This window comes from Burkholderia cepacia complex sp. TUM26381 (assembly GCF_057439935.1).
This window is the reverse complement of the sequence record NZ_CM172007.1, coordinates 206,513-231,130: the sequence shown is the minus strand read 5'-3', so window position 1 is coordinate 231,130 and position 24,618 is coordinate 206,513. Positions and strand designations below refer to the sequence as shown.

The 24,618-nt window shown below is 68.5% G+C and carries 20 protein-coding genes; 4 read left to right on the top strand and 16 right to left on the bottom strand.

Annotated elements, in window-relative coordinates; genetic code table 11:
- Positions 1-3 precede the first annotated feature (3 nt).
- From ACWMMN_RS17840 to ACWMMN_RS17815, 6 genes are all read right to left on the bottom strand, one after another.
- Positions 4-198, bottom strand: a complete 195-nt coding sequence (locus ACWMMN_RS17840; protein ID WP_048023552.1) for a YqaE/Pmp3 family membrane protein — start codon at positions 196-198, stop codon at positions 4-6.
- Between the two features lie 100 nt (positions 199-298).
- Positions 299-754 carry a TIGR00725 family protein gene (locus ACWMMN_RS17835; protein ID WP_155627300.1) on the bottom strand — a complete coding sequence of 152 codons (456 nt, stop codon included), beginning with the start codon at positions 752-754 and terminating at the stop codon, positions 299-301.
- 76 nt (positions 755-830) lie between these two features.
- Positions 831-1,661 (bottom strand): ABC transporter permease, encoded by an 831-nt coding sequence (locus ACWMMN_RS17830; protein ID WP_342705447.1) that lies wholly within the window; start codon positions 1,659-1,661, stop codon positions 831-833.
- A 10-nt stretch (positions 1,662-1,671) separates the two neighbouring features.
- Positions 1,672-2,760, bottom strand: coding sequence for an extracellular solute-binding protein (locus ACWMMN_RS17825; RefSeq protein WP_342705448.1), 1,089 nt, complete (start codon positions 2,758-2,760; stop codon positions 1,672-1,674).
- A 26-nt stretch (positions 2,761-2,786) separates the two neighbouring features.
- Positions 2,787-3,830, bottom strand: coding sequence for an ABC transporter ATP-binding protein (locus ACWMMN_RS17820; protein ID WP_486423733.1), 1,044 nt, complete (start codon positions 3,828-3,830; stop codon positions 2,787-2,789).
- Positions 3,831-3,837: 7 nt separating this feature from the next.
- Complete coding sequence (locus ACWMMN_RS17815) at positions 3,838-4,689, bottom strand: ABC transporter permease (RefSeq protein WP_486423732.1); 852 nt, start codon at positions 4,687-4,689, stop codon at positions 3,838-3,840.
- Positions 4,690-4,851: 162 nt separating this feature from the next.
- Between ACWMMN_RS17815 and ACWMMN_RS17810 the strand changes: the two genes are divergently transcribed.
- Positions 4,852-5,748 carry a LysR substrate-binding domain-containing protein gene (locus ACWMMN_RS17810; protein ID WP_486423731.1) on the top strand — a complete coding sequence of 299 codons (897 nt, stop codon included), beginning with the start codon at positions 4,852-4,854 and terminating at the stop codon, positions 5,746-5,748.
- Between the two features lie 84 nt (positions 5,749-5,832).
- Here the strand turns inward: ACWMMN_RS17810 and ACWMMN_RS17805 are convergent, their stop codons facing one another.
- Positions 5,833-7,509, bottom strand: coding sequence for an alkaline phosphatase family protein (locus tag ACWMMN_RS17805; RefSeq protein ID WP_486423730.1), 1,677 nt, complete (start codon positions 7,507-7,509; stop codon positions 5,833-5,835).
- A gap of 251 nt (positions 7,510-7,760) precedes the next feature.
- Between ACWMMN_RS17805 and ACWMMN_RS17800 the strand changes: the two genes are divergently transcribed.
- Positions 7,761-7,982, top strand: a complete 222-nt coding sequence (locus ACWMMN_RS17800) for a hypothetical protein (protein WP_059238606.1) — start codon at positions 7,761-7,763, stop codon at positions 7,980-7,982.
- 53 nt (positions 7,983-8,035) lie between these two features.
- On the opposite strand, the gene ACWMMN_RS17795 is transcribed toward ACWMMN_RS17800, so the two are convergent.
- The 4 genes from ACWMMN_RS17795 to ACWMMN_RS17780 form a co-directional block, all read right to left on the bottom strand.
- Positions 8,036-11,824 carry a DUF748 domain-containing protein gene (locus ACWMMN_RS17795; protein WP_486423729.1) on the bottom strand — a complete coding sequence of 1,263 codons (3,789 nt, stop codon included), beginning with the start codon at positions 11,822-11,824 and terminating at the stop codon, positions 8,036-8,038.
- Positions 11,825-11,975: 151 nt separating this feature from the next.
- On the bottom strand, positions 11,976-13,412 hold the full coding sequence (locus ACWMMN_RS17790; protein ID WP_059238602.1) for a DUF1254 domain-containing protein: 1,437 nt from the start codon (positions 13,410-13,412) through the stop codon (positions 11,976-11,978).
- 334 nt (positions 13,413-13,746) lie between these two features.
- On the bottom strand, positions 13,747-14,088 hold the full coding sequence (locus ACWMMN_RS17785) for an OB-fold protein (RefSeq protein ID WP_059238601.1): 342 nt from the start codon (positions 14,086-14,088) through the stop codon (positions 13,747-13,749).
- A 385-nt stretch (positions 14,089-14,473) separates the two neighbouring features.
- The gene (locus ACWMMN_RS17780; protein ID WP_174991623.1) at positions 14,474-15,037 is read right to left on the bottom strand and encodes a PH domain-containing protein; all 564 of its coding nucleotides are present in this window, start codon (positions 15,035-15,037) and stop codon (positions 14,474-14,476) included.
- Positions 15,038-15,316: 279 nt separating this feature from the next.
- On the opposite strand from ACWMMN_RS17780, the gene ACWMMN_RS17775 reads away from it, so the two are divergent.
- Complete coding sequence (locus tag ACWMMN_RS17775) at positions 15,317-18,400, top strand: heavy metal translocating P-type ATPase (protein ID WP_486423728.1); 3,084 nt, start codon at positions 15,317-15,319, stop codon at positions 18,398-18,400.
- 155 nt (positions 18,401-18,555) lie between these two features.
- On the opposite strand, the gene ACWMMN_RS17770 is transcribed toward ACWMMN_RS17775, so the two are convergent.
- The 4 genes from ACWMMN_RS17770 to ACWMMN_RS17755 all read right to left on the bottom strand — a co-directional run bounded on the left by ACWMMN_RS17770 (position 18,556) and on the right by ACWMMN_RS17755 (position 21,700).
- Entirely contained in the window at positions 18,556-19,035 is a 480-nt protein-coding gene (locus ACWMMN_RS17770) for a GNAT family N-acetyltransferase (protein WP_059238597.1), read from the bottom strand.
- A gap of 175 nt (positions 19,036-19,210) precedes the next feature.
- A complete protein-coding gene (locus tag ACWMMN_RS17765) occupies positions 19,211-19,366 on the bottom strand; it encodes a hypothetical protein (RefSeq protein ID WP_006481665.1) in 156 nt (51 codons plus the stop codon).
- 175 nt (positions 19,367-19,541) lie between these two features.
- On the bottom strand, positions 19,542-20,909 hold the full coding sequence (locus ACWMMN_RS17760; RefSeq protein WP_486423727.1) for a flagellar hook-length control protein FliK: 1,368 nt from the start codon (positions 20,907-20,909) through the stop codon (positions 19,542-19,544).
- A 92-nt stretch (positions 20,910-21,001) separates the two neighbouring features.
- Positions 21,002-21,700 (bottom strand): MgtC/SapB family protein, encoded by a 699-nt coding sequence (locus tag ACWMMN_RS17755; RefSeq protein WP_059238593.1) that lies wholly within the window; start codon positions 21,698-21,700, stop codon positions 21,002-21,004.
- Between the two features lie 115 nt (positions 21,701-21,815).
- Between ACWMMN_RS17755 and ACWMMN_RS17750 the strand changes: the two genes are divergently transcribed.
- Positions 21,816-22,925, top strand: coding sequence for an AGE family epimerase/isomerase (locus ACWMMN_RS17750; RefSeq protein WP_059238591.1), 1,110 nt, complete (start codon positions 21,816-21,818; stop codon positions 22,923-22,925).
- On the opposite strand, the gene ACWMMN_RS17745 is transcribed toward ACWMMN_RS17750, so the two are convergent.
- Positions 22,898-24,517 (bottom strand): methyl-accepting chemotaxis protein, encoded by a 1,620-nt coding sequence (locus ACWMMN_RS17745; protein WP_174991630.1) that lies wholly within the window; start codon positions 24,515-24,517, stop codon positions 22,898-22,900. The genes ACWMMN_RS17750 and ACWMMN_RS17745 overlap by 28 nt on opposite strands.
- Positions 24,518-24,618: the final 101 nt, after the last annotated feature.

Here is a 24,618-nt window from a genome sequence, read left to right as displayed (position 1 = left end):
GCGTCAGCGCCGCTCGCGCAACGCCGCGTCGATCTTGCGGTCGGTCTTGTACTGGCTCAACGCATACACCGACCAGATCGCGGCCGGCAGCCAGCCGATGATCGTGAGTTGCAGGACCAGGCAGATGATCCCGGCGATCGGGCGGCCGATCGTGAAAAACTGGAACCACGGCAGCAGCAGGGCAAGCAGAAGGCGCATGAACGATCCTCTCGGTACGTCGTTGAACGGGTGATGCCTGGCCAATATGGCGGGTTGCGCCCGTCATTTCAAGCCCGTGCCCGACGCGCGCCCGTCGGCGCTATGCCGAATCGGCCAGCCACTGGGCAACCCGCACGACGAGCCCGTCCGCTTCGTCGAAGCACTCGACGCCCGCCACCTGCGGCGCGCCGCACATCGTGAACACCGGCTTGCCCCACTGCAGCCCGAGCGCGATTTCGGACAGCGTGCCGAGCCCGCCGCCGACCGCGATCAGGCAGAGCGACGCTCGCGCGACCAGTGCATTGCGCGTGATGCCGAGCCCGGTCGGCAGCGCGACGCTCAGGTACGGATTCGCAAGCGTCGCATCGTCTTCGGGCAACAGCCCGATCGCGCAGCCGCCGGCCGCATGCGCGCCACGGGCGGCGGCCTCCATCACGCCCTGCTTGCCGCCGCCGACGAGCGCGACGCCCGTCGACGCAACCGCGTGCGCAATCCGTTCCGCGGTGCGCATCTGCTCATCCGTCGCGTCGCGCGGGCCGATCAGGCCGACCGGCATCCGGTGCCTGCGCGTGCCGCGTTGCCGCTGCGCCAGTCGCGCGAGCGCATCGCGCGCCGGCTCGGACCACACGCATTCAATGACGTCGTTGGCGAACAAGACCTTCCCCCAGTGCCAGAACGCAGGTACAGATCGCCGTCAGCACGATCGACAGCACAGCCGCCTGCGAAAAATCGGTTTGCCCGTCCGACAGCTTCAGGTACATCAGCAGCGGCAGGATGTTGATCTGCGTGCCGGCCAGCGCGATCGCCGTGCCGTAGGTACCGAGCGCGATCGCGGTCACGAGGCACCATGCGGACGCGACCGACGGCCACAGCTCGCGCCATGCAACGTCGAGCCATGCACGCCACGGCCGCGCGCCGAGCGTCAGCGCCGCCTCGAGCGGCCGCCGGTCGAGATTCGCGAGCGCCGGGTAGATCATCAGCGCGACGCGCGGGATCAGGTAGTACGCGTACGCGACCGCGAGCCCCGGCATCGTGTAGATCGCGCCGCCGACCACGGTCGGATCGGCGCCCAGCGCGGCTAGCAGCGTGGTCACGAAGCCCGCGCGGCCGAAGGCGAGGATGAAGCCGTACGCGATCACCAGCCCGGAAAACGCGAGCGGTACACCGAGCAGCGCGAGCGACCAATGGCGCCGCGCCGGCGACTGCCCGGCCAGCGCGAATGCGACCGGCACGCCCACGCCGACCGACAACGTGCCGGCGCCGATCGCCAGCGCCAGCGAGCGCGCGATCGCGTCGGCGACGAGCGGATCGCGCCACACCGCCGCAAACGCGCGGCCACCGTCCGCGCACGCCGCCTCGACCAACGCGGCCAGCGGCAGCACGAAACACACCGCGAGCAAGGCCGCCGCGGGCAGCGCGCCGAAGCGGCGCAATACACCGCGTTCCGGTAAGGAAGCGTGCATCCCGCGCCCCTTACTGGCCGAGCGTGGCCTGCGACCAGAGCTGGTCGACTTCGGCCTTGCGCGCCGCCGCCTTCGCGACATCGAGCGGACGCACTTGCGGCGCGTTCGGCAGCTTCGCCGCGACCTCCGCGGCGACCGGCGTGCCGGGCACCGCCGGGCGCACATAGCCTTGCGCGAACAGCGCCTGCCCGACGTCGCTCATCACGAGGTTGAGCCAGAGCTGCGCGGCGGACGGGTTGGGGCCGTTCTTCACGAGACTCATCGCATAGGGCGCCGATACGCTGCCGTCCTGCGGAAGCACGACGTCGGCCGCATCGCCCATGCCGTCCGCGTACTTCGCCTTGAGGCCGTCGTTCTCGTAGCCGATCAGGATCGGGATCTCGCCCTTCACGAACTTCGCGTACGGCGTCGTGCCCTCGACGCGCAGCACGTTGCCGGCCTGCTTCAGCTTGCCGAAGAAGTCGGCGCCCGGCTTCGGGTTCTCGACGCTGCCGCCGTTCGCATACGCGGCCGCGAACACCGCGACCTGGCCCTGCCCGGTCGAGCGCGGGTCGAGATAGACCACCGCATTGCGGTACTCGGGCTTCAGCAGGTCGGACCAGCGCTGCGGCACGTTCTTGACGAGCTTCCGGTTGACGAGGAACGCGATGTTCAGCGAATGCACGGCGAACCAGCGGCCGTCAGCCGCGCGGAACACGCCCGGCAGCTTGTCGAAGTTGACCGGCCGGAACGGCGCGACGACGTCCTTGCCTGCGGCATCGAGCGCCGACGCCGCGAAGTAGTACGCGGTGTCGGCCTGCGGACGGCGGCGCGACTTGTCGAGCGCGACGACGGTCGCGGCCGAGCCGATGTCGTTGTACGTGATCTCGACCTTCGGATAGCGCTTGCGGAATTCGGCGAACAGCGCCTTCCAGTTCGCCCATTCGGGGCCGGTATCGAACGACACGACGAGCCCTTCGTCGGCCGCCTTCGCGTACAGCGCGTCTTCGCCCGGATACAGCGGCGCGGCCTGCGCTGCCGCACAAGAGAGCGCCGCGAGCGCGCACAGCGCCAGCACGCGGGCGCGCATGGCCTTCACAAGAGGGGAGCCTGCAAGCATCGTGAATCTCCGTTGAACGAAAGGGATCAGTGCGCGTCCGGCGATGCCGGCAGCACGAGCAGATGGCGCGGGTCGACCGCGATGCTGCGCGCGGCGGGTTCGCGCCCTTCGCACAGCAGCACGTCGGCCGAGCCGTCCGGCATGAAGTCGTAACGCTGCGTCGCGCCGAAATAACGCACTTCCCCGCGACGGCCTTCGATGCGGTTCGTGCTCTGCGCCGGCGGATCGGCCTGCACGTGCTCGGGCCGCACCAGCACTGCGACGTCCTCGCCCGGGCGATGCGCGCCCGTTTCCGCGCGCAGCGTCGCGAAACTCACGTCGATTTCGCCGTGCGCGAGTACCCGCCCGCGCAGTAGCGTCGAATGCCCGACGAAGCGCGCGACCTGCGCGGTGGCCGGGCGCTCGTACAGGTCGCGCGGCGTGCCGGCCTGCAGCACCCGGCCGCCGTCGACGATCGCGACGCGGTCGGCCATGCTCAGCGCTTCGTCCTGGTCGTGCGTGACGAACAGCGTCGTCGCGCCGCACGCGCGCTGCAGCGCGCGGATCTCGTCGCGCAACTGATGGCGGATGCCGGCGTCGAGCGCCGCGAGCGGCTCGTCGAGCAGCAGCAGCTTCGGTTCGATCACGAGCGCCCGCGCAAGCGCGACGCGCTGCTGCTGCCCGCCGGACAGCATCGCGACGCCGCGCGTCGCATGGGCCGACAGCCCGACCCGCTCGAGCATGTCGAGCGCGCGCCGGCGCCGAAGGCCGGCCGCCACGCCGCGCATCCGCAACCCGTACGCGACGTTGTCGACGACCGACAGGTTCGGGAACAGCGCGTAGTGCTGGAACACCATCCCCACTTCGCGCCGCCACACAGGCACGCCGGCCACGTCGGCACCGCCGATCGCGATGCGGCCGCGCCAGCCGTCGAGCAGCCCGGCCGCGAGCCTCAGCAGCGTGGATTTGCCGGACCCGCTGCGCCCCATCACCGCGAGCAGTTCGCCCTGCGCAGCGGACAGCGTGACGTCGTCGACGCCATGACGGGCGCCCGGATACTGAAAGCTGACGTGTTCGAATTCGAGACTCATGGATGACTCATTTCAGACGTTGCACGGTGCCGACGGACACGAGCGTCGCAAGCACGGCGAGCACGAGCAGTACGACGGTGGCCGCGCACGCCATCCCCGTCGCGCCGTAGAACGCCTGCAGCAGCACGATCGGATAGTTCCGGTAGCGAAAGCCGGCGATCAGGTTCGAGATCTGGAATTCGCCGATCGACAGCGCGGCGACCATCACGAGGCCGGAAAACAGGCTGTGCCGCAGGTTCGGCAGCACGATCGTGACGAACTGGCGCAGCGGCGTCGCGCCGAGCGTCGCCGCGCAGGCCTCGAGCCGTGCGAGGCCGAGGTGGCGCAAGTCGCCGAGCAGCGTCTGCAGCAGATACGGCAACGTCAGCACCCCGTGCGCCGCGATCATCAACGGCAACGTGCCGAGCCACGGCAGCGTGTCGCCGCTGAAGATCGCGATGTAGCCGAAACCGAGCGTCAGCGCCGGCACGGCGACCGGCAGCAGCATCACGACGCGCGTCGCGAACCCGCCGCCGGCCTGCGCGCGATGATGCAGCGCATACGCGAGCGGCAGGCCGATCACCGCGTTGAGCGCGCAGCACGCCAGCGCCACCATGAAGCTCACGCCGAACGCGCGGGTGAAGCTCCGGTTCGCAGCCAGGTCGGCAAACCAGTGCCCGGTGACACCGGTGGGCAGCAGCGTGTTCGTCCACGATTCGCCCACGGCGCCGATCAGCAGCAACGCGATCGGCAACAGCAGGTAGAGCGCGAACGCCGCGAGCAGCGCCTGCAGCAACAGTCTGCCGACGCGCGGACAGGCCGGTCTGTTACGACGAATCGGAACACCGTCGGCCAATGCCGGGGCGGTTGACGGATGCATGAACTCACTCGCTGACGATCGGGGAACGCCTCGCTCGACGCCCGCCGGACGGGGCCCGCTTGCGTTGTCGAAGCCGGCGCAGTGTGCGGTTTCGACATGGCATCGTCATGAAAAAAACGTAAAAAGCGCGCATCGACCTGTGCAAGGACGGAACAGCCCGCCATGAAGCACCTGTATCCGAACGTGGCGGAGCTGCACGCGTTCGCCGCCTCCGCGAAGTACCTGAACTTCTCCTACGCGGCCCGCGAACTGGGCCTGACGCCGAGCGCAGTCAGCCGGCAGATCGCGAACCTCGAAGCCCTGTTCGGCGTGAAGCTGTTCGTGCGCGAGGGGCGCGGCCTCGCGCTCACGCGTGCGGGCCAGGTGTATCACGCACGCGTCGTCGGGCCGTTGCGCGAAATCGGCAACGCATCGATCGAACTGCTGAGCGCGCGCGAGAACAGCGACCTGCTGACGATCGCGAGCGTGCCGACGTTCACGACCAAGTGGCTGCTGCCGCGCCTCACGCGCTTTCTCGCCACGGCGCCGGACGTCACGCTGAGCTTTCGCCGCCATCTCGCACCCGGCGACGTGTTTCCTTTCGGACTCGACGCGGCGATCCGCTACGGCGACGGCGGATGGGAAGGTGTGCGAAGCGACTATCTGGGCGGGCGAACCTTCGTGCCGGTCTGTTCGCGCGAATTCGGCGACCGGCATGCGCTGCACGCGCCCGCCGACGCGGCGACGGCGCCGCGCCTCGTGCACGAGCAGGCGGAGATCGCGTGGTCCGCATGGGCGGAGCGTCATCGAGCATCGCAGATGAACGCGCTGGCCGGGCCGCGCTTCGAGCAGTATTCGGTGCTGATCCAGGCCGCACAGGCGGGGCTCGGGATCGCCCTCGTGCCGCGTTTCCTGATTCTCGACAATCTCGCGGCGGGCACGCTGATCGAGCCGTTCGACGCACCGGTCGACGTGGACGCGCAGGGACATTACCTCTGCTACGCGCCGGAGCGTCTCGACACGAGCGATGCGTTGCGGCGATTCAGGGACTGGATGCTGGACGAATCGGGGCGCGCGTAGGGCGGCACGACGTCGCCTCGAAAGCGAACGGCGCGCGCCGCCGCACGGCAACGCGCGCCCGGCGGCGACATCCGGCCTGCCGCGTCAGCGCCCGATCCCGAGCCCCGGCAGCACGCGCGTGTTCTCGGCCACGACCGCATGCAGCAGGCGCGGGTCGGCGCCGAGCAGCTCGAGGATCGTCGGCGCGACCTGCTTCGTGCCGACGAGGTCGTTCACGGTGCGCGCGCGGTGGATGCCCGGATACGACACGAGCAAGCCGAGATGGCTGTCGTCCGGTGCGTTGCCGCCGTGCTCCTCGTCCTTCTTCGTGCTCGTCGTGTAGATCACGCCCGGATTCGGCTGGACGATGATGTCCGGCGTACGGCCGTTGGCCGGATCGCCGAAGCGGTCGGCCAGCGCCGCGCCATGCAGGACATACGCCTGCGGACCGTCCGCGCAGATCCCCGGCGCATTGCAGCCCAGGTTCGCCTTCAGCGTCTCGACCACCGCCGTGCGCTGGCTGCGGTCGCGCAGCCAGATCAGGCCCACGTCGTCGGTCTGCACGAAGCCCGTGCCGACCAGGCCCGAACCGTCGTTCAGGTTGCCCGTCGTCGTGTTGTTCTGGCCGAAGTTGCCGTTCGGATCGAGGTAATTGTTCGTTTCGAGCAGCTTCGTCAGCGTGTCGCCGTTCTTCACGAGCTTCGTGTGATCGGTCGGCGACTGGCCATGCTTCGACGTGACGATCACGGCCGTCGACGCGTACAGGTTCGCCTGCTTCAGCGCCGCGACGATATGACCGATCGAGTTGTCGACGTAGGTGATCGCGTTCGCGACCTGGCCGTTCGGCGTGAAGTCGGCATCGAGATAGCCGCCGCCCTTTGCGACCGGTGACTTCTGCGCGACGCTCAGCGTCTGGAAGTCGGCGCCGAACAGTGTCGGCACCGGCGCGCGCTTCGTGCCCGTCGAATCGCGGCCTTCGATCTGGTTGAGCAGTGCCTGCACGTGCAGGTTGTCGAAGCGCGCGGTGTGCGAATAGACGTCCGTGTAGTCGGTGTTCGTCGCCGGGTCGATCGAGTTGATCTCGGTGCGCATCATGTCGTCGACGCCGGTGCCCGACGGGCCGTTCAGCCAGTCGTAGCCCCACGCGTGCTTGTCGGCCCACGCGGTGTGCGCGTTCGGCACGCCGGCCTTCACGGCTTCGAACACCGTGTTGGTCTTCACGTAGTTGTGCGGATAAACGGGCACGCACTGGCCGTTCACGCGCGCATGCGGGATCGCCTGCGGGTTGAACGCGCCGCCGCCGTCGAGGTGCACGAGCTTGCCGCCGTTGATCGCGTCGATGCCCGTCGTTTCGTCGAACACGACGTTCCAGCCCTGCTTGCCCGAGCACATCGTATCGCCCGGCGCATACAGGTTGCGGTCATACGACACGTCGTAGAACAGGCCTGCCGTCTTCGGCGAGCCGCCCGTGACGAGCGCCGCGAGGCCCGGGAACGAATCCGACAGGCCCGGCGTGTACGCATTCGCGTACGTCACGCCGCTCTTCGCGAGCACCGCGATGTTCGGGCACGTGTTCGCGCCGATGCAGCGCGCGAGATCCTGCTCGTGCAGACCGTCGACGCTGAGCAGCAGCACGTGCTTCACCACGCGGCGCGCATTGCCGCCGTTCTCGCCCTGGCTGTTGCCATCCTGCTGCGCCGCATACGCGCCCGCGCTTGCGAGCGCCAGCGCGCCCGCCACCATCACCGCCATTTTTCGTTGCTTGACGAACCTGGAAATCATCACCCCACCTCATCGATTGACGTTGAACTGCACGACTTGCCATCAGGCGCGCAAAATATCGCCGGATCGTGCGGCGACCGGATGAAGCGGGGCTTTCTGTTCTCTGTCAAACGTAACCAATCGCAAGTGACATGACGCGGTCGCAATGCGATGCCGTTCGGGGCGCCAACGCGTGCAACCGGATTTTTTTTCGGCTTGGCCCGCGACTATTGGCGTGTGATAAAGGGTTTTCCCTGACCCGGAGCACGAGTATGTCGACCCTGGAAGCTCTCCGGTTCGTGCTGGACGATGCACGTACCCCCGAAATCATTCGCCACCACGTCGTCGACGCGCTGCAGTACGCGTTGCGCAACTACGGACAGGTGTTCACCGCGAAGGAAATCGAATGGCTGACGCAGTGGGACGACGCCCGTCTGCCGCTGGCCGCGAGGAAGGAACTGGACAAGCGCGAACCGGCGATCGCCGCGCGCTGAAAAAAACCGCCGCGCCCAGCAGGTGCGGGCGCGGCGGCGGATGGCGGCAAGGCTTACTGCAGCCCGAAGTCGACGCGGGTCGTCGCGCCCTTGTCCGAGATGCCCTTCGCGTCGAGCTTCGGCGCGACGACGAACACGCGGCTCGAATCGATCTTCCCGTCGAGGTACTGGCGCACGGCCTGCGCACGCTGCTGCGCGAGCGCCCGCAGCGCGTTGTCGTCGGCCGGCGCGTGATCGGCCAGCGCCTGCTTCATGTCTGCATCGGGCAGCGTCTTCTGCAGGCCGACGAGGTTGCGCGGCTTCTTGAAGTCGGCGGCCTTGTACGCGCGCGTCAGGTACTTCGTGTATTCGGTCTTGTCGACCTTCACCGACATCGGATCGACGCTTTCGCCCTGGCCGACCACGTCCTTCAGCTTCTGCTGGCGCACCAGCCGCTCGACGTACGCGTCGCGCAGCCCCGGCGTGTCCTGGGCCGGATCGACACGGCCGATCAGGTCCAGGCGGATCGACGGCTTCTCGGTCAGCATCTTCACGACCGTGTCGAGCTTCTTCTGCTGCGCGTCGGTCAGCTCGTACGAGCCCGGCGCAAACTCGACATAGCCGAGGTCCTCGCCGCCGCCGCCGAATGCATTCGCGAGCAGCGTGAACGGCGACGTGACGGCCTTCGCGATCAGGTTCAGCACCGCGTGCCAGATCAGCCCGCCGACGCTGAATTCCGGATTCGACAGCGAACCCGACACCGGCAGGTTCACGTCGATCTGGCCGCGCGTGTTCTTCAGCAGCGAGATCGCGAGCTTCACCGGCAGCTTCGTCGCGGTGTCGTTCTCGACGCGATCGCCGAACGTGAGCTGGTCGATGAAGATGTGGTTGTTCGCCGACAGCTGGTCGTTCGCGAGCTGGTAGTGCAGATCGACGTTGAGCTTGCCCTTCGTGATCGGATAACCGGCGTACTTCGCCGAGTACGGCGTCAGGTTGGTCAGCTCGATGTCGTGTGCGGTCGCCGTCAGGTCGAGCGCCGGCTTTTCGATCAGCGGGTTCACCGAGCCCTTGATCGAGATCGGCCCGTTGCCCGCGAGGTTCGCGGCGACGTCGACCGGCGCGGACGTCGTCGAATCCGTGCCGAACGCGCCGACCGTGCCCTTGATCGCGACGAGGTTCGCCGTGTAGTTCGGCTTGATGAAGTTGTCCGTGTAGGTCACGCGGCCGTTCTGCAGCACAAGCTCGCCGAAGTGCATCCGAACCGGATTCTGCGGCGGCGTCGCGGCCTTCACGACCACCGTCGCGGACGCGGGTGCGGGCGCAGATGCCTGCTGCGCGGCGGCCGGCGCCGACGCGGCCTGCGGCGACAGCGGCACCGGCTCGCCCTTGCTCGCGTCACGCGTGAGCGACTGCGCGGGGCCCGTCTCCTTCGCGACCACGTCCTTCAGGTTCAGACGCCCCTGCGCATCGAGCAGCACGCGGCCGTAGAAGTTCGAGAACGTCACGCGCGCGGCGTCGACGTCGGTGCCCTTCTCGTCGTAGTTCGCCTTCAGGTTCGACAGCGCGAGCGAGCGCCAGCCCGCGAACGGGTCGGACGTCGCCTTGTCGAGCATCCGCACGTCGACTAGCGCGACGTCGCCGCGATAAGTCGCGCGCGGCGTGTCCTTCACCTGCGCGAACGTCAGGTTGCCCTGCGCGTTGAGCAGCGCGCTCGCGATCGTCGCGTTCAGCGCACTGCCGAAGTACGGCTCGAACGCGGCCGCGTCGAGGCGGTTGCCGTTGATCTTCAGGCCGACCTTCAGCGGCTGCGCGGTCACGTCGCCCGTCACGTTCAGCGAGCCCTTGCGGTTCAGCGTCGCCTTCAGCTGCACGGGCAGCGGCTTCGTCAGGTCGTCGCTCAGCTTCTGCACCGACAGTTCCAGCGGCTTGATCGCCAGCTTCACCGGGCGCGGCGTCGACAGGTCGGTGAAGTTCGCGGACGAATCCTTCACGTTCAGCGCGTCGATCCGGTAGTGCCACGACGGCGCGGCGGCCTCCGCCTTGCGCGCGACCGTGCGCTTCGGCACCGACGCCTGCGCGGGTTCGGCCAGCGCGGCGAGGTCGATCTTGCCGTCTTTCAGGCGCTTCACGTCGAGCGCGAGCCCGCTCGCGTCGACGCTCGCGATCTCCGCGGTGCGCGCGGCGACGTCGACCTTCGCGATCTTCGCGCTCGCGTCGGGCAGCACGATCGCGGGCGCCTTGTTGTCCGGCGTCGCGATCTTCAGCGACTTCAGGCTGATCGTGCTGTCGGCGACTTCCGCGGCGAGCGGCGTCTTGCCCCAGTCGGTCTTCGCGTTGACGGTCGCGCCGAGCGTGCCGTCGAGCACGCGCGCACGCGTCGCCTCGCCCAGGTACGGCTGCAGCGCCGGCAGCGCGAGCGCGGCGACCGTCAGCTTCGTGTCGGCCTGCTTGTCCGCCAGGTTGAACGCGCCTTCGGCCGTCACGTCGCCGCCGCGCGACAGCGACGTCGACAACGTGTATTTCGCCGGCGTCTTGCCCTGCAGCGAGAAGCCGTCGAGCGTCGCGGCAAGCTTCGTCAGCGACATCGCGGTCGGTGTCGCAGGCACGCGGTCGTCGACGTTGACCGTGCCGCCGTCGATCGCGAAATGACGGATCGTCAGGTCGAGCGGCGGCGCTTCCTTCGCGGCGGCGGCATCGTCAGCCTTCGCGCCGCTGGCCGCGGCGCCGGCGGCGCCGGAAGCGGCGGCGGCACCCGGTGCGGCCGGCTTGCCGGCTTCGGCCTTCGGGGCGGCAGCCGGCTGCGCGACGAGCTTCTCGACGTTCAGCACGCCCTGCTTGTCGCGCGACAGGTCGACCACCGGCTGGTCGATCTTGATCTCGTCGAAGTGCATCGCGTTGCGCAGCGGCTCGAGGCTGGCCGCCGCGACGTGCACGCCGCGCGCGGCGAACAGCGGCGCGGACGCATGGTCCGTCACCTTCGCGTCGCTCAGGTCGACGGTGCCCGATACGCGAAGCGCGGGCGTCTCGCCGCTCATCACGAAATTGACCGTGAGGTTGCTGCTCAGCAGGCCGCTGGTCACGGCCACCGGCAGCTTCGCCGGCACGTACGAGATCAGCTTGGGGACGTCGAGGCCGTCGAACTTCAGCGCGATCTCCGATTCGCGCGACTGCGCGAACGGCTTGGTCTTGCCGTCGATCGAGAGCGGGCTGCCGTCGAAGCGCGCGCGCAGCTTCGGCTCGACGAAGATGTCGGTCTTCGAGGCCAGCGTCGCGATGTACGGAATGCCGAGCGTCCAGTTGTCGACCACGTGCTTTTCGTTCAGCAGACGGTCGTCGAAATCGATCCGGCCGTCGTTCACCTGGATGTTCGACACCGAGAACTGCGTCGGCTTGCTTTCGGGCTTCGGCGACGGCGCGGAGAACTTCTCGATCAGGTCGGTGAAGTTGAAGCGCTGCGCGTCGTAGCGGACGATGTGAAAGCGCGGCGAGTCGAGCCGGATTTCGTTGACGATCGGCGCACCGCGGAACAGCGACGACCACGACGGCCTCACGACGAGCTTGCCGATGTCGATGAAGTCGCCCTGGCCGCCGCGCTCGCCGAGGTGGATGCCGTCGGCTTCGAGGTTCAGCGTGTACGGGTTCAGTGCGATCCGCTGGATCGTGGCCGGCCGGTCGAGCTGCTTGCTCAGCTGCTGTTCGGCGATGTGACGGATCAGCGGCGGCGCCGCGAAGAACCCGAGCAGTCCGAACAATACGAGGAAGATCAGCACGCCGATGCCGATACGCCGGGCACGGCGCGAGCGTGCAACACCGCCGAGGGCATGGAGGGTCGAGGATACGGTTTCTTTGTCTGGGCTTGCCATGCTTGAATGCCTCGGGAATGGATGCCGGGCCGCGCCGGACAACCGGGCGGCCGCGCACGCTATCCCGAAAGTATAGGCTCAGGAGGTGACGATACGGGGTTCGGGCGCCACCACCGCGCCCGCCGGTCGGACAACGGTGGCGGTCAACCGTTCATTTCCGGACGACGACGGGCGGCATCCACGACCCGTCGCTCGCCTGCGGCTTCGGCGCGTACAGGCGCAATGCGAGCGCGAAATCGGTGCGCGGCGCCGGCAGCCAGTTGCCCGCATGCGCGCCGCCCGGCGATGCCGACACGACGATGTCGATCGAACCGTCGTGGTTGCGGCGCAGCCGGTCGCGATCGCCGAGCGAGCGGCGCGCCGACCCGACGTCGGGCAGTGCGCCGTTCGTCGTATAGGGGGTGAGCGTCCAGAACGCGCGGGCCGGCGGCAGCGCGCCCGGCGCGAAACGCAGCACGTAGCGGTTCGCGCCGTTCAGCGGGTGGCCGTCGCTGTCGACGCGGACGACCGCGAGCGTCTCGTCGTCGCGCGTCGCGGCGCCGAACTGCGTGTAGGCCGCATACGCGCGCAGCGCGTAGTCCTGGCCGTACTTGCCGGCCGTGTCGCCGATCCAGCTCCAGCCGTTCGCGTTCAGCAGGTTCGACGGCGCCGCCGCGAGCCGCGCGCGCGCCTCGGCGACGCCGGCCGTCGCGGCCGTCAGGCGGTCGCCCGTCCACAGCACCGGGTAGCCGGCCGTCACGCCGATGTCGCCGAGCGATTCCAGTGCGTGCGCGTCGTCGACCGGCGCCGGATTGTCCTGAAGCGCCTGCGCGAAGCGTGCGAAGAACGCCTTCGGGTCGAGCGCGGCCACCTGCTCGGCCGGCGTGCCGCCGCCCACCGCTTCGGACGGCGCGCTGCCCGCATGCACCGCGACCGACGCGCCGCGCTCGGCGCCCGTGTAGACGGACAGCGGCACCACGCGGATCGCCCGCTGCAGTTTCTTCACGTTCGTGAGGTCGCGCCCGCCGCTCGTCTGCAGCCGCACGTCGAGCCACGCATTGGCGGACGGCACGTCGACGCGCAGCGCGCCCTTCGGCAGCGTGCCTTGCCAGTCCTTCGCGGCGAAGGCAATCGTTTGCGATCGCACGGCACCGCGGGCACCGCGCGGCACGACGCTCGACGCCGACCACAGCACGTTCGTCCACATGTCGAGCGCGCGCGCGTCCCAGTAGCGGCCGCGCGTGTCGGGCAACGTGACGATCACGGGTTCGGCGGTCACGTCGAGCCAGCCGGTCGAGTCGAGCGTGTCAACGCCCGGCAGCGGCGGATTGACCGCACCGACGGGCGGCAGCGCCTGTGCGTGGCGCAGCGTGTTGAGCGGCGCCTGCCCCGGTTGCGCGCCGTCGCCGCCCGTCGCCGCTTCCTTCGCGACGTCCATCAGCACGAGCGGATACGCATACACATAGGAGTCGGCGACTTCCGCGCGCATCCAGCCGGTTTTCCGCTGGATCGCATCCGGTTGCGACGCGCACCCCGCGAGCAACGCCGTCATGGCCAGCGACACGCACGCGCGCCGCAGAGAAACTGATTCCTGCAGGTTTTCAATCATCGATTACTGGCCGAATATCGTTCTTTTCAGTCAACGCCTTGTTCGTCTCGCGAACGGCGAATGCAAGGCACCCCAGCCTGCCCGGATGCCGTTTTGCTACGTTTCGCAACGGTGGGCGCTGATGTCAGGCCGGTATCATAGCGCCTCGGGGCAATCCCTAATACGCCGAATACATCAGACTTCTGACCAGATTTCCGTTGTTGTGGAAATGAAAGCACAGGCAGGCGGTTCGTACCGCCGACGAACGCACCGTCTGTCGCGCCCTCCGCGCCTCGATCGGTGAAAACAAAAAAGCCCGCAATCGCGGGCTTCGTCACGCGGGCCTGCTCAACGATTACGCAGGAAAGCAATCTCGCAGGATCGGGCGACCGATGAGGCGCCCGGCGCCTTCGCGCACCCACGACACTTTCTGTCCCTTTTCCAGCGACGCGGCGCGCGCTTCGTACGCCTTGCTCCGATAGGCATTGACCGGCATGAACCGGTTGCGGGCCTTCAACTTCACGACGATGTTGTCGAAGGGATCCTTGTCGATGCTTTGAACCGTTCCGCCCACGGCCAGGGCCTTGCCCTTGCATGTCTGGTCCGCGGAGACTTCGTTCTTGTCGCAAGCGGTGAACAGCGCCGATGCGGTGACGCTCACCGTTTCAACGGGCTTTTGCTCCTGTCTGACCGCCATTTAAAAGCACCGCAAGGCTAACGAAGGGAGGCATACCGTCATTGTTAATATATAAACTTCAGGCTGGCGCCTCGTATCGAAGACGAAATGCGAAACGGTATGGCGCGGGGCCGCGGGATTTGGCGCCGTTCCGGCGCCCAGTTAATCAGGAGAATTGACCGGTTATATTTTTCGGCGTCGCCAACTATCCGGTATGGATCATGACGCGCCGGCCAATAGCGACGGTTCTCGACGGCCAGTCAATACCGGTACAACGTCAACGATTACGCGTTCCGGGCAGAGGCAGCGCAATGCCTTGCACGGAACGGGCGCGGTTTGCATTGTCGGCAAGCCCGTCGCTTCCCCGCGATGCAACGGCCCGCCTGCAATGCCTGTCACCTCGGGATTACGACGCCAGTATCTTCATCTTCTGCTCCGAGAACTCGGCATCGGTGAGAATCCCCCGCTCCTTCAACGCGGCAAGCCGCTCCAGCTTCGATACGACGTCGTCGGCGGCAGGCGGCGCGGATACGGCGACCGCCGGATTCGATGCCCGCGTGTACTCGCGAATCGCGTCTCTCACCTTGTTCGTGAACGGCACAACCGTTTTCTTCCAGACGTTCTTGATGATCCGCTCGCTGGCGCCATCCTCGATGCGGATTTCGCCGAACATCATTCCGGTCGTTCCCGATACCGAATTCACCTTGTCGAGATTGATCGAAACCTGTTTGAGACCGTAAATGAGACCTTTGTCGAGGAACACGACGCGGTGGTCGGTGAGTACGATCAACCAGGTATTGCCGTCCATCAATCCGGACGAAAAGGCCAACACCTGCTCGCCGTCCATCAGGATTTCAGGCAGATGATTCAACTCCTTTTTCGTAAAGAATTGATCGTCGCCGACTTCCCGGGCAATACGCTTGTATTCCGCCTTCAATGCCTCTTTGCTGGAATTTTTGAAATCGAACATCGGATGGCCCCCGCGCCTGTTTATAGAGCGTCGGATTTTACAGCCGGGGTCGGCATATTGCTCCGTCAGGTGCAGATCATGCGCCGCTTTCTACGAAAGCGAACAACTGGTGTGCAGCGCGATCACCCCCATATAGGATCGACAGGCTGAAAGGGGCCCGCGGGGGCTCCCGGAATCCGCCCCCCTCCGCACTTGCAATCTGGTGCTTGACCTTACCATCATGGGAATGTTGATACTGGAACCATTCGCGGCACAAACCGCGCTTTTGGGGAATCCGACATGACAGAACCACTTGCCTCCGCAGCGCTGCAAACGATCGGGCTGAGCGTCGACGGCATGCATTGCGGCGGCTGCACGGGCCGCGTGCAGCGGGCGCTGGCCGCCGTGCCGGGCGTCGTCGATGCTGCGGTCGATCTCGATGCGCATGCGGCGACGGTGACCGCGCAGGACACGGTCGAGCCCGGCCGGCTCGTCGACGCAATCCACGAAGCCGGTTACCGCGCGGCCGTGCGCGACGTGGCCGTTGAAGCCGCCGCGGCCGCACCGGCGGAGCATGTGCAGCACGAAGCAGCGCCGTCCGCAGCGACCATGCTTCCTCCCGCCGCCGCCACGATCGAGCTCGATATCGACGGCATGACCTGTGCGTCATGCGTGTCGCGCGTCGAAAAGGCGCTGGCGAAAGTGCCGGGCGTCACGCACGCATCGGTCAACCTGGCGACCAAACGCGCCACCGTCGACGCGTCGGCGGGGGTTTCCGCAGCGCAACTGGCGGATGCCGTGAAGCAGGCCGGCTATGGTGCGACGCCCGCGGCGCCGGACACCGCCATCCCGGCCGCCGTCGCCGCCTTGCCCGTCACGCCCGTCACGCCCGTCACGCCCGCCAGCATCGAAATCGACATCGACGGGATGACCTGTGCGTCTTGCGTGTCGCGCGTCGAAAAAGCACTGGCAAACGTGCCGGGTGTCACGCGTGCGTCGGTCAACCTCGCGACCGAACGCGCCACCGTCGACGCCACAGCCGGCGTGTCCGCCGCGCGGCTCGCCGAAGCGGTGAAACAGGCCGGCTACGGCGCGACACCGGTCGCCGCCGCCACGCCGCCCGCAGTCTCCGCCTCCGCCGGACTCGAACTCGACATCGGCGGCATGACCTGCGCGTCCTGCGCCGGCCGCGTCGAAAAAGCGCTGGCCGCCGTGCCGGGCGTCGCGCGCGCGACGGTCAATCTCGCGACCGAGCGCGCATCGGTGCATGGCGCCGGCGCACTCGACGCCGCCACGCTGATCGCGGCGGTCACCACAGCCGGCTACCGTGCATCGCTCGCCGCCGCGCCGTCAGCCGGCGCAACGGCCGGCACCGACGCGCAACCGGCCAGCCCCGCGCAGGACCCCGATGCCCGCAAGCGCCGCGAAGCGGTGCGCGAACGCAACCTCGTGATCTGGTCCGCCGTGCTGAGCGCACCGCTCGTCGCACCGATGCTCGTCGCGCCGTTCGGCATCGACCTGATGTTGCCCGGCTGGCTGCAGCTCGTGCTCGCGTCGATCGTGCAGTTCGGCTTCGGCGCGCGCTTCTACCGCGCGGCCTGGCATGCGGTGAAGGCGCGCACCGGCAACATGGACCTGCTCGTCGCACTCGGTACGTCGGCCGCATACGGCCTGAGCCTGTGGATGCTGCTGCGCGATCCCGCGCATCCCGGCCATCTGTATTTCGAGGCGTCGGCCGTCATCGTCACGCTCGTGCGCTTCGGCAAATGGCTCGAATCGCGCGCGAAGCGCCAGACTACCGAGGCGATCCGTGCGCTGAACGCGCTGCGCCCCGACCGTGCGCGCGTCGTCGAGTACGGCGTCGAGCGCGACGTGCCGCTGGCGCAGGTGCGCGTCGGCACGCAGGTCAGCATCCGGCCCGGCGAGCGCGTGCCCGTCGACGGCCGGATCGTGTCGGGCCGCTCGCACATCGACGAATCGCTGATCACCGGCGAAAGCCTGCCGGTGCCGAAAGACGACGGCGACGCCGTCACGGCCGGCTCGATCAACGGCGAAGGCGCGCTCGTCGTCGAAACCACCGCGATCGGCGCGGAAACGACGCTCGCGCGCATCATTCGCCTCGTCGAATCCGCGCAGGCCGAGAAGGCGCCGATCCAGCGGCTCGTCGATCGGGTCAGCGAGGTGTTCGTGCCGGCGATCCTCGGCATCGCCGTGCTGACGCTGGTCGGCTGGCTGATCGCCGGCGCCGGGACGGAAACCGCGATCCTCAACGCGGTCGCGGTGCTCGTGATTGCATGCCCGTGCGCGCTCGGTCTCGCGACGCCCGCCGCGATCATGGCCGGCACGGGCGTGGCAGCCCGGCACGGCGTGCTGATCAAGGACGCGCAAGCGCTCGAACTCGCGCAACGCACGACCGTGATCGCGTTCGACAAGACCGGCACGCTGACCGAAGGCAAGCCGTCCGTGACGGCGTTCGAAGCCGTCGGCGCGTCGCGCCCCGACGCGCTCGCGCTTGCGGCGGCCGTGCAGCGGCAGAGCGACCATCCGCTCGCGCGTGCCGTGGTCGCCGCATACGATGCGGACGTTGCCGCACGCGGCGACACCACGCCGCCGGCCGTCGCGGCCGATGCACGCGCGGTGGCCGGACGCGGCGTGGAGGCGCGTGTCGGCGGCCAGCTGCTCGCGCTCGGCAGCACGCGCTGGCGCGACGAGCTCGGCATCGCGGTGCCGCCCGAGCTCGACGCCCGCGCGGCCGAACTCGAACGCGCCGGCAACACGATCTCGTGGCTGATGCGTGCCGATGCGCCGCGCACGTTGCTCGCGCTGATCGCGTTCGGCGACACCGTGAAGCCGGGCGCCCGCGACGCGATCGCGGCGCTGTCCGCGCGCGGCGTCGTCAGCGCACTCGTGACCGGCGACAACCGCGGCAGCGCGGCGGCCGTCGCGGCGTCGCTCGGCATCGGCGAAGTGCACGCGCAAGTGCTGCCCGACGACAAGGCGCGCGTCGTCGCCGAGCTGAAGCGCACGCACGGCGGAATCGTCGCGATGGTCGGTGACGGGATCAACGATGCGCCCGCGCTCGCCGCGGCCGATGTCGGCATCGCGATGGCGACCGGTACGGACGTCGCGATGCACACGGCCGGTATCACGCTGATGCGGGGCGACCCGGCGCTCGTCGCCGACGCGATCGACATCTCGAAACGCACGTACCGGAAGATCCAGCAGAACCTGTTCTGGGCATTCGTCTACAACCTGGTCGGCGTGCCGCTCGCGGCATTCGGCTTGCTGAACCCGGTGATCGCGGGCGCGGCGATGGCGTTTTCGAGCGTCAGCGTCGTGACGAACGCATTGCTGCTGCGGAGATGGAAAGGCCGCGCACGCTGAAGCGTGCCGGTGGCGCTGGCCGGATGGCAGAACGGCCGTTCGGCCAGCGGCCATCGGCCAACAGGAAGGATCGGGAGGCGTGCCGGCGCTGGCCGGTTGCGGCGTGTCGAACCTCGAACCGGCAGCGCGTCACGACGCATCGCCGGCCGGCGGATTCAGTCCGACACGACCGGCTTGATCAACGTCGTCGTGATCGGCGCGAAGCCGCACGCGCGATACAGCGCCCGGGCGGCCGTGTTGTGATTGAACACCGACAGACCGATCTCGGTGACGCCGTACCGGCGCGCCTCGGCGTCGAGCGCATCGAGCGTGCGCGTGGCCCAGCCCTGGCGGCGCCGGGACGGGGCGATGTCGAGGTCGTAGATGAACAGCGTGCGGTTCGGCCCTTCGGGCACGATCGCGTACCAGAGGTCGCCCACCGCGTCGCCGCCGGCGCCGTCGATGAGCATCACGAGGGTCTGGCCGGCTGTCAGCAGGCCGTCCGGAAGGAGCGTGTCGAAACAGGCGCGCGCACGATCGACGGCGTCTTCGACAGCGTTTTGTCCGGATGAAACGAGATCGCGCGCGTAGCCGTCGATGGCTCGCGTGCGGTACGCACGGAATTCGCCGGCCGTCATCGGCCGCATCTGCAACATGGCCCGGTCGCCGCAAAGGGAATCGGACTTCCAGTGTAGCGGGACGGTCGCACCGGCGCGCAACGCGACGGCGGAAAGCGGGCAGGCAGGTGCAGCGAGCGCCGCGCCGAATCAGCGAATCAGCGAATCAGCGAATCAGCGAATCAGCGAATCAGCGAATCAGCGAATCAGCGAATCAGCGACGGTACAGGACGATCGGCACGAGGTGCGCACGGCGCACGCGCTCGGCTTCGGCGCGACGCGCAGCGTACGAGTATTCGGCGTCGAGCGGCAGATGCGGGGACACGAACAGGTCGTCGATCTTTTGCAGCAGGGCGAGGATGAAGCTCATGTGAGACTCCTGACAGATGTGACTAGGGTTATCCCTTAGATGACCTCCATTCTAAGGGTTTTCCCTGAACTCTGCCAGTGAACCGCATCAGTTTGCCGCAGGCGCGCAACCGCCGATCGTCGATGCAGAACGGCGATCCTTGCTCCGTCAGGCTTTCATGACAGGGTCGAAACGATTAACGCGCGCGGTGAGCACGCTTCGCGACGGCCGCCTCGCGGTTCGCGTTGCGCTGCAGCCGGTCGACTTGCGACAGCAGCGCTTCGTGGTGCTCTTCGAGCGTCATCAGCGTTGCCTGCTGCGTCGACAGATCGGCCGCGAGGCGATCGATCCGCTGCTGCTTCGTGGCCACGTCCTGCTTCAGGTGCGCGATCTGCCGCGTTTGCATCGCCAGTGCAACGAGCCCCGCCAGTACGACGACGGCCAGCGCCAGCAGCAGACGGTTGACGCGGCGCATCTCGCGATCGGCCGTGTGCGTCAGGCCGTCCACGTCGGCCTGCAGCGCGGCGAGCCGGTCGGTCAGCGGGCGCAGGTGCGTGTCCGGGTCGAACGCCGGCGCGGCCGGCTGCGCGCGTTCCGACGACGGCCTGGTCACGAAAGACGCGGCGGATGCCACCGGCTGCGTGACCGGCGACGGCGAAACGTCGGGCTGAGGCGTCGCTTCGCCGGGCTTCGCGGAATGCGCGGTGCTGGCCGGTTCGGCCGGCTGCGCCGGCGTCTGCGCTTCGACCGGCTCAGCGGCAACCGGCGGCAAGTTCGATTCGGTCGCTTCCGGCATCGAGTCGGCGCGCGTCGCAACCGCTCCGGATCGCGTTGCCGCCGCTTCGCCTGCACCGGCAGCCGCGCGGCGTTTGCCGCCCGACGATGGGCGGCGCTCTTTCACGGCATCGCCGGGGGCTTTCCCGTCGCGCGATTTGACGGCCACGACCTCGGCCGCGGGCTGCTCGACTTCAGCATCCGCCGCTGGCGATTCGATCGCCTTTGCCGCAGCGCCATCGGACGTTTGCAGCGTGGTTGCCGCCTTCATGGCGCCGTCGGCCGCAGGCACGCCGGCCTTCGTGGCCACGCCATCGGCCGCAGGCAGATCGGCTGCCTTCGTGACGCGCCCCGCTGCCGATGTACCGGCGGCGTCCGCGGCCGCATCACCTTCCGGCGTCGAAACACCCTCGGCTGCCGCCACGACATCCGGCGTCGCCGCACCTTCCGCTGCCGCGTGCACAGCCGAGGCCGCGATCGCCCCCTCCGGCGCGATGAACCCGTCCAGCGCGGCCTGTCGCCCGTCCGCGACACCGGCTGCCGCGTCGTCTTCCACGACAGCCTCATCGCGCGCCGCACCCGGCGCACGCTCGCCCGGCTCGAGCACCGGATCGCCGAACAGGTCGAGCGTCCGTTCGTCCCGCAGCGCATCGCCGGCCGGCGCGTTGCCGGGCCGCGCCGTCGCCCTTGCGGACGTGCTGCCTGCGGCAGCGGCCGAGCGCTGGCGGGAACGGGTCGACGAACGACTGGAACGGGAACGGGGGCGAGGCAAGGAAACGGATTCGGTCATGGAAATCGGATGGCGGGGCCCGCAGGCGCGGAACCGGATGTCGAACGGAATCGGTGGTCGGCCATTGTCGCATGCCCCGTTGCCGATTCAGCCTATTCGTCGCCCGACAGCCCGTTGCCCTCGTCGAAACGCGTGACGCCCTTCAGCGCACGCAGCTTGTCGCAGATCGCCTGGTATTCGAGTTCCGACACCCGTGCGAGCGCGATGCGCACTTCGTCGTGCTCGCCCGTATCGTCGGCGCGCTGCACGATGAACTGCTTCACGCGCGCACTGTCCGGGCCGAGCGCCGCGTGCAGCGAATCGAACGTCAAAGCGCCGCTCACGACCGTCAGCGCGAGCTGGCGCCGCTGGCGCACCGTGAAGTAGCGTCGTTCCAGCGGCTTGATGCCGGCCAGGATGATCAGGATGATGATGGTCGCCGAAATCGACGCGAGATAGAGCCCGCCGCCCACCGCGAGGCCGATCGCGGCGACCGACCACAGGCTCGCGGCCGTCGTCAGCCCGCGCACGATCTCGCCGCGCAGCAGGATCGAGCCCGCGCCGAGGAAGCCGATCCCCGACACGACCTGCGCGGCGATCCGCGACGGATCGAGCACGACGTGGTCGCTGCTGCCGAGCACGTCGGCGAAGCCGAACGCCGACACGATCATGATCAGCGTCGAGCCGACGCACACCAGCATGTGCGTGCGCAGGCCGGCCGCCCAAGACAGGCGCTCGCGCTCGAAGCCGATGACACTGCCGAGCGCCGCCGCCAGAACGAGCCGCATCACGAGTTCCAGGTTGCTGAGCATCCGATTTCTCTCCTTTTTTTGGTGCCGGCCGCGCGGAATGTTTTATCCTTGGCCCCGGCCGCGCCGATCCTCCGGGCCGCGCCGACACGTTTCGATCCAAGCGCTCAACCCCGTCATGCCCGTTTCCGACTCCGCTTCCGCCCAGGCCGCCCAGCTGCGCCACCATTTCGCGCACGTCGTCTTGCCGATCTGGCGGGGTTCAGGGTTCGACCAGACATTGCAGTTGCCGTTCGAGGCCGTCGATCCGGCCACCCACGCGCCGCTGCCCGTCACCCGTTATCGCGCAATGGCGTGCGCACGGCAACTGTTTGTGTTCGCGCAGGCCGGCGACACCGCGCACGCGGCCACGCTGTTCGACGCACTGTGCCGGCACTTTCGCGACGCGCGCCACGGCGGCTGGATCTACAGCGTCGACGCGCAGGGCGCGCCGCTCGATACGACCAAGGATCTCTATACGCACGCGTTCATCGTGTTCGCGTGCGCTGCGTGGCATGCAGCGTCGGGCGACGCCGCCGCGCGCAAAGTGGCCGAGGAGACTGCCGGGCTGATCCAGGACCGCTTCGCGCCGCACCACGGCGACGCGCTGCTCGATGCGGCGCGACACGCCGATTTCTCGTCGTCCGGCAGCGGGGCGCTGCAGAATCCGCTGATGCACCTGACCGAAGCGTGGCTCGCGGCCGCCGATGCCTTCGGCGACGCGGCGTTCGACGATGCGCTGATGCGCACCGCGCAGGCCGTCGAGCGCACGTTCGTCGACGCGGCCACCGGCTGCGTGGCCGAACTGCCGCTTGGCGCAGCCGACAACCGTTTCGAACCCGGCCATCAGTTCGAGTGGTTCTATCTGGTCGATGCGGCCGGCGCGCGGCTCGCGCAGACCGGGCTCCCCGCCGCGCTGTCGCGCGCGTTCACGTTCGCGGAGCAATACGGTGTCGATCCGCAGACGGGCGGCGTCTGTGCGGCGCTCGATGCGCAAGGTGCATGCGTCGACGGCACGCAGCGGATCTGGGCGCAGACCGAATACCTGCGCGCGCTCGCGACGCACGGCGGCACGCCGGCCTCCGCGCCGCTCGCGCGGCAGATCGAGCGGTTCGCCGCGCGCTTCCTGCATCCGCGCGGCTGGTTCGAGTGCAAGACGGCAGACGGGCAGGTGGCGCGCGCCGACATGCCGTCGACGACGCCCTACCACCTCGCGACCGCCTACGCGGCGCTGCCGGCCGGTTCGTAACCCGCCCCGGCGAACGACGGCGCCGCGCGCTCGCCGCGTGCGGAACGTCCGTCACCCAGCTCGAACACCGACACCGCCTGCATCAGGTGTGCGGTCTGGTCGTTCAGCGACGCGGCCGCCGCCGCGACTTCCTCGACCAGCGCCGCGTTCTGCTGCGTGAGCTGATCCATCTGCGTGACGGCCTGATTCACCTGCTCGATCCCGACGCTCTGCTCGACCGACGCCGAGGTGATCTCCGACATCGTCTGCACGACGCGCGTAATCGACGCCGACACCGTCCGCATCGCATCGCCGGCGCGCTCGACGAGCGCTGCGCCACCGTTGATCTGCGCGACCGAATCCTCGATCAACGCCTTGATCTCCTTCGCCGATTGCGCGCTGCGCTGCGCGAGCGAGCGCACTTCACCTGCGACCACCGCGAAACCACGCCCCTGTTCGCCGGCCCGCGCAGCCTCGACCGCCGCGTTCAGCGCGAGGATGTTGGTCTGGAACGCGATGCCGTCGATCACCGAGATGATCTCCGCGATCCGCCCCGAGCTCTGCGCAATGCCGCGCATCCGGTCGATCACGCTGTCGACCACGCCGCCGCCGTGGCCCGTCGCTTCGAGCGCCGCGTCGGCCAGCGCGCTGGCTGCGCGTGCGCTGTCGGTGTTCTGCCGGACGGTTGCGGTCAGTTCCTCCATGCTCGCGGCCGTTTCCTCGAGCGACGCGGCCTGCGTGCCCGTGCGCGCCGACAGGTCGGCGTTGCCGCCCGCGATCTCGCCCGCGCCGAGGTGGATCGCGTCGGACGCCTGGCGCACCGTGCGCACGGTGCCCGCGATGCTCGCCTGCATCGTGGCGAGGCCGCGCAGCATCCGGTCGATTTCGAACACACCGCCCGCGCGCACGGCTTCGTCGAGCCGGCCCTGCGCGATCCGCTCGAAGTGGCGGCCGGCTTCCTCCAGCGGTGCGACCACCGCGCGCCGTGCAGCCGCGTAGATCGCGGCGCTCGCCGCGAGCATCGCCACCAGCAGCACGATGCCGACCGACTTGAACCAGAGCATGCCGCCGTCGATCGTGTCGAGGGCCGCGCGGCTCGATGCGCCGCCGTAGTCGGTGAAGCGGTGCAGTTCGGCGATATAGGCGTCCTGGATGCTTTGCGTCGGCTGGTCGAGGAAAGCCTGGATGTTGTCGGCGTCGAGGAACTGCACGAGTTCGCCCAGCGCGCCGCGCAGCGCGCGATAACGCTCGGTCAGCGCCGCGACGCGTGCGCGGTTCGTGTCGTCGACCGCCTGCGCGGCCGTCAGCACGGCAAACGCCTTGTCCGCTTCCGCGAGCGACGCGCCTGCATGACGGATGATGTCTTCCGGCTTCGGGCCACCGCGCACCATCCGCGTGCCGGCGCGCGACAGGTTGATGCGCGCGTCGAGCAGCTGCTCGGTCGCCCGGCTGGCCGCGCCGACCTGCGCGATCGCGACGTTCGACAGATCGTCGACGCCGCTACGCGTCGACGTGAGCGCCCAGAAGCCGAGCGCTTCGATCGCGAGCAGGAAGAGGCAAAACACGGTCAACACGCCGAGCAGACCCGACGCGAGCTTGATTTTTCCGAACATGGGGAGGTTCCTGGAGAGCGGACGATGAAGCAATGCCCCGGCATTAGCGGCATTTCTTCGTCGGACTTTAGGAACGGAACGCGGCAAAGTTCGCGTTGCCC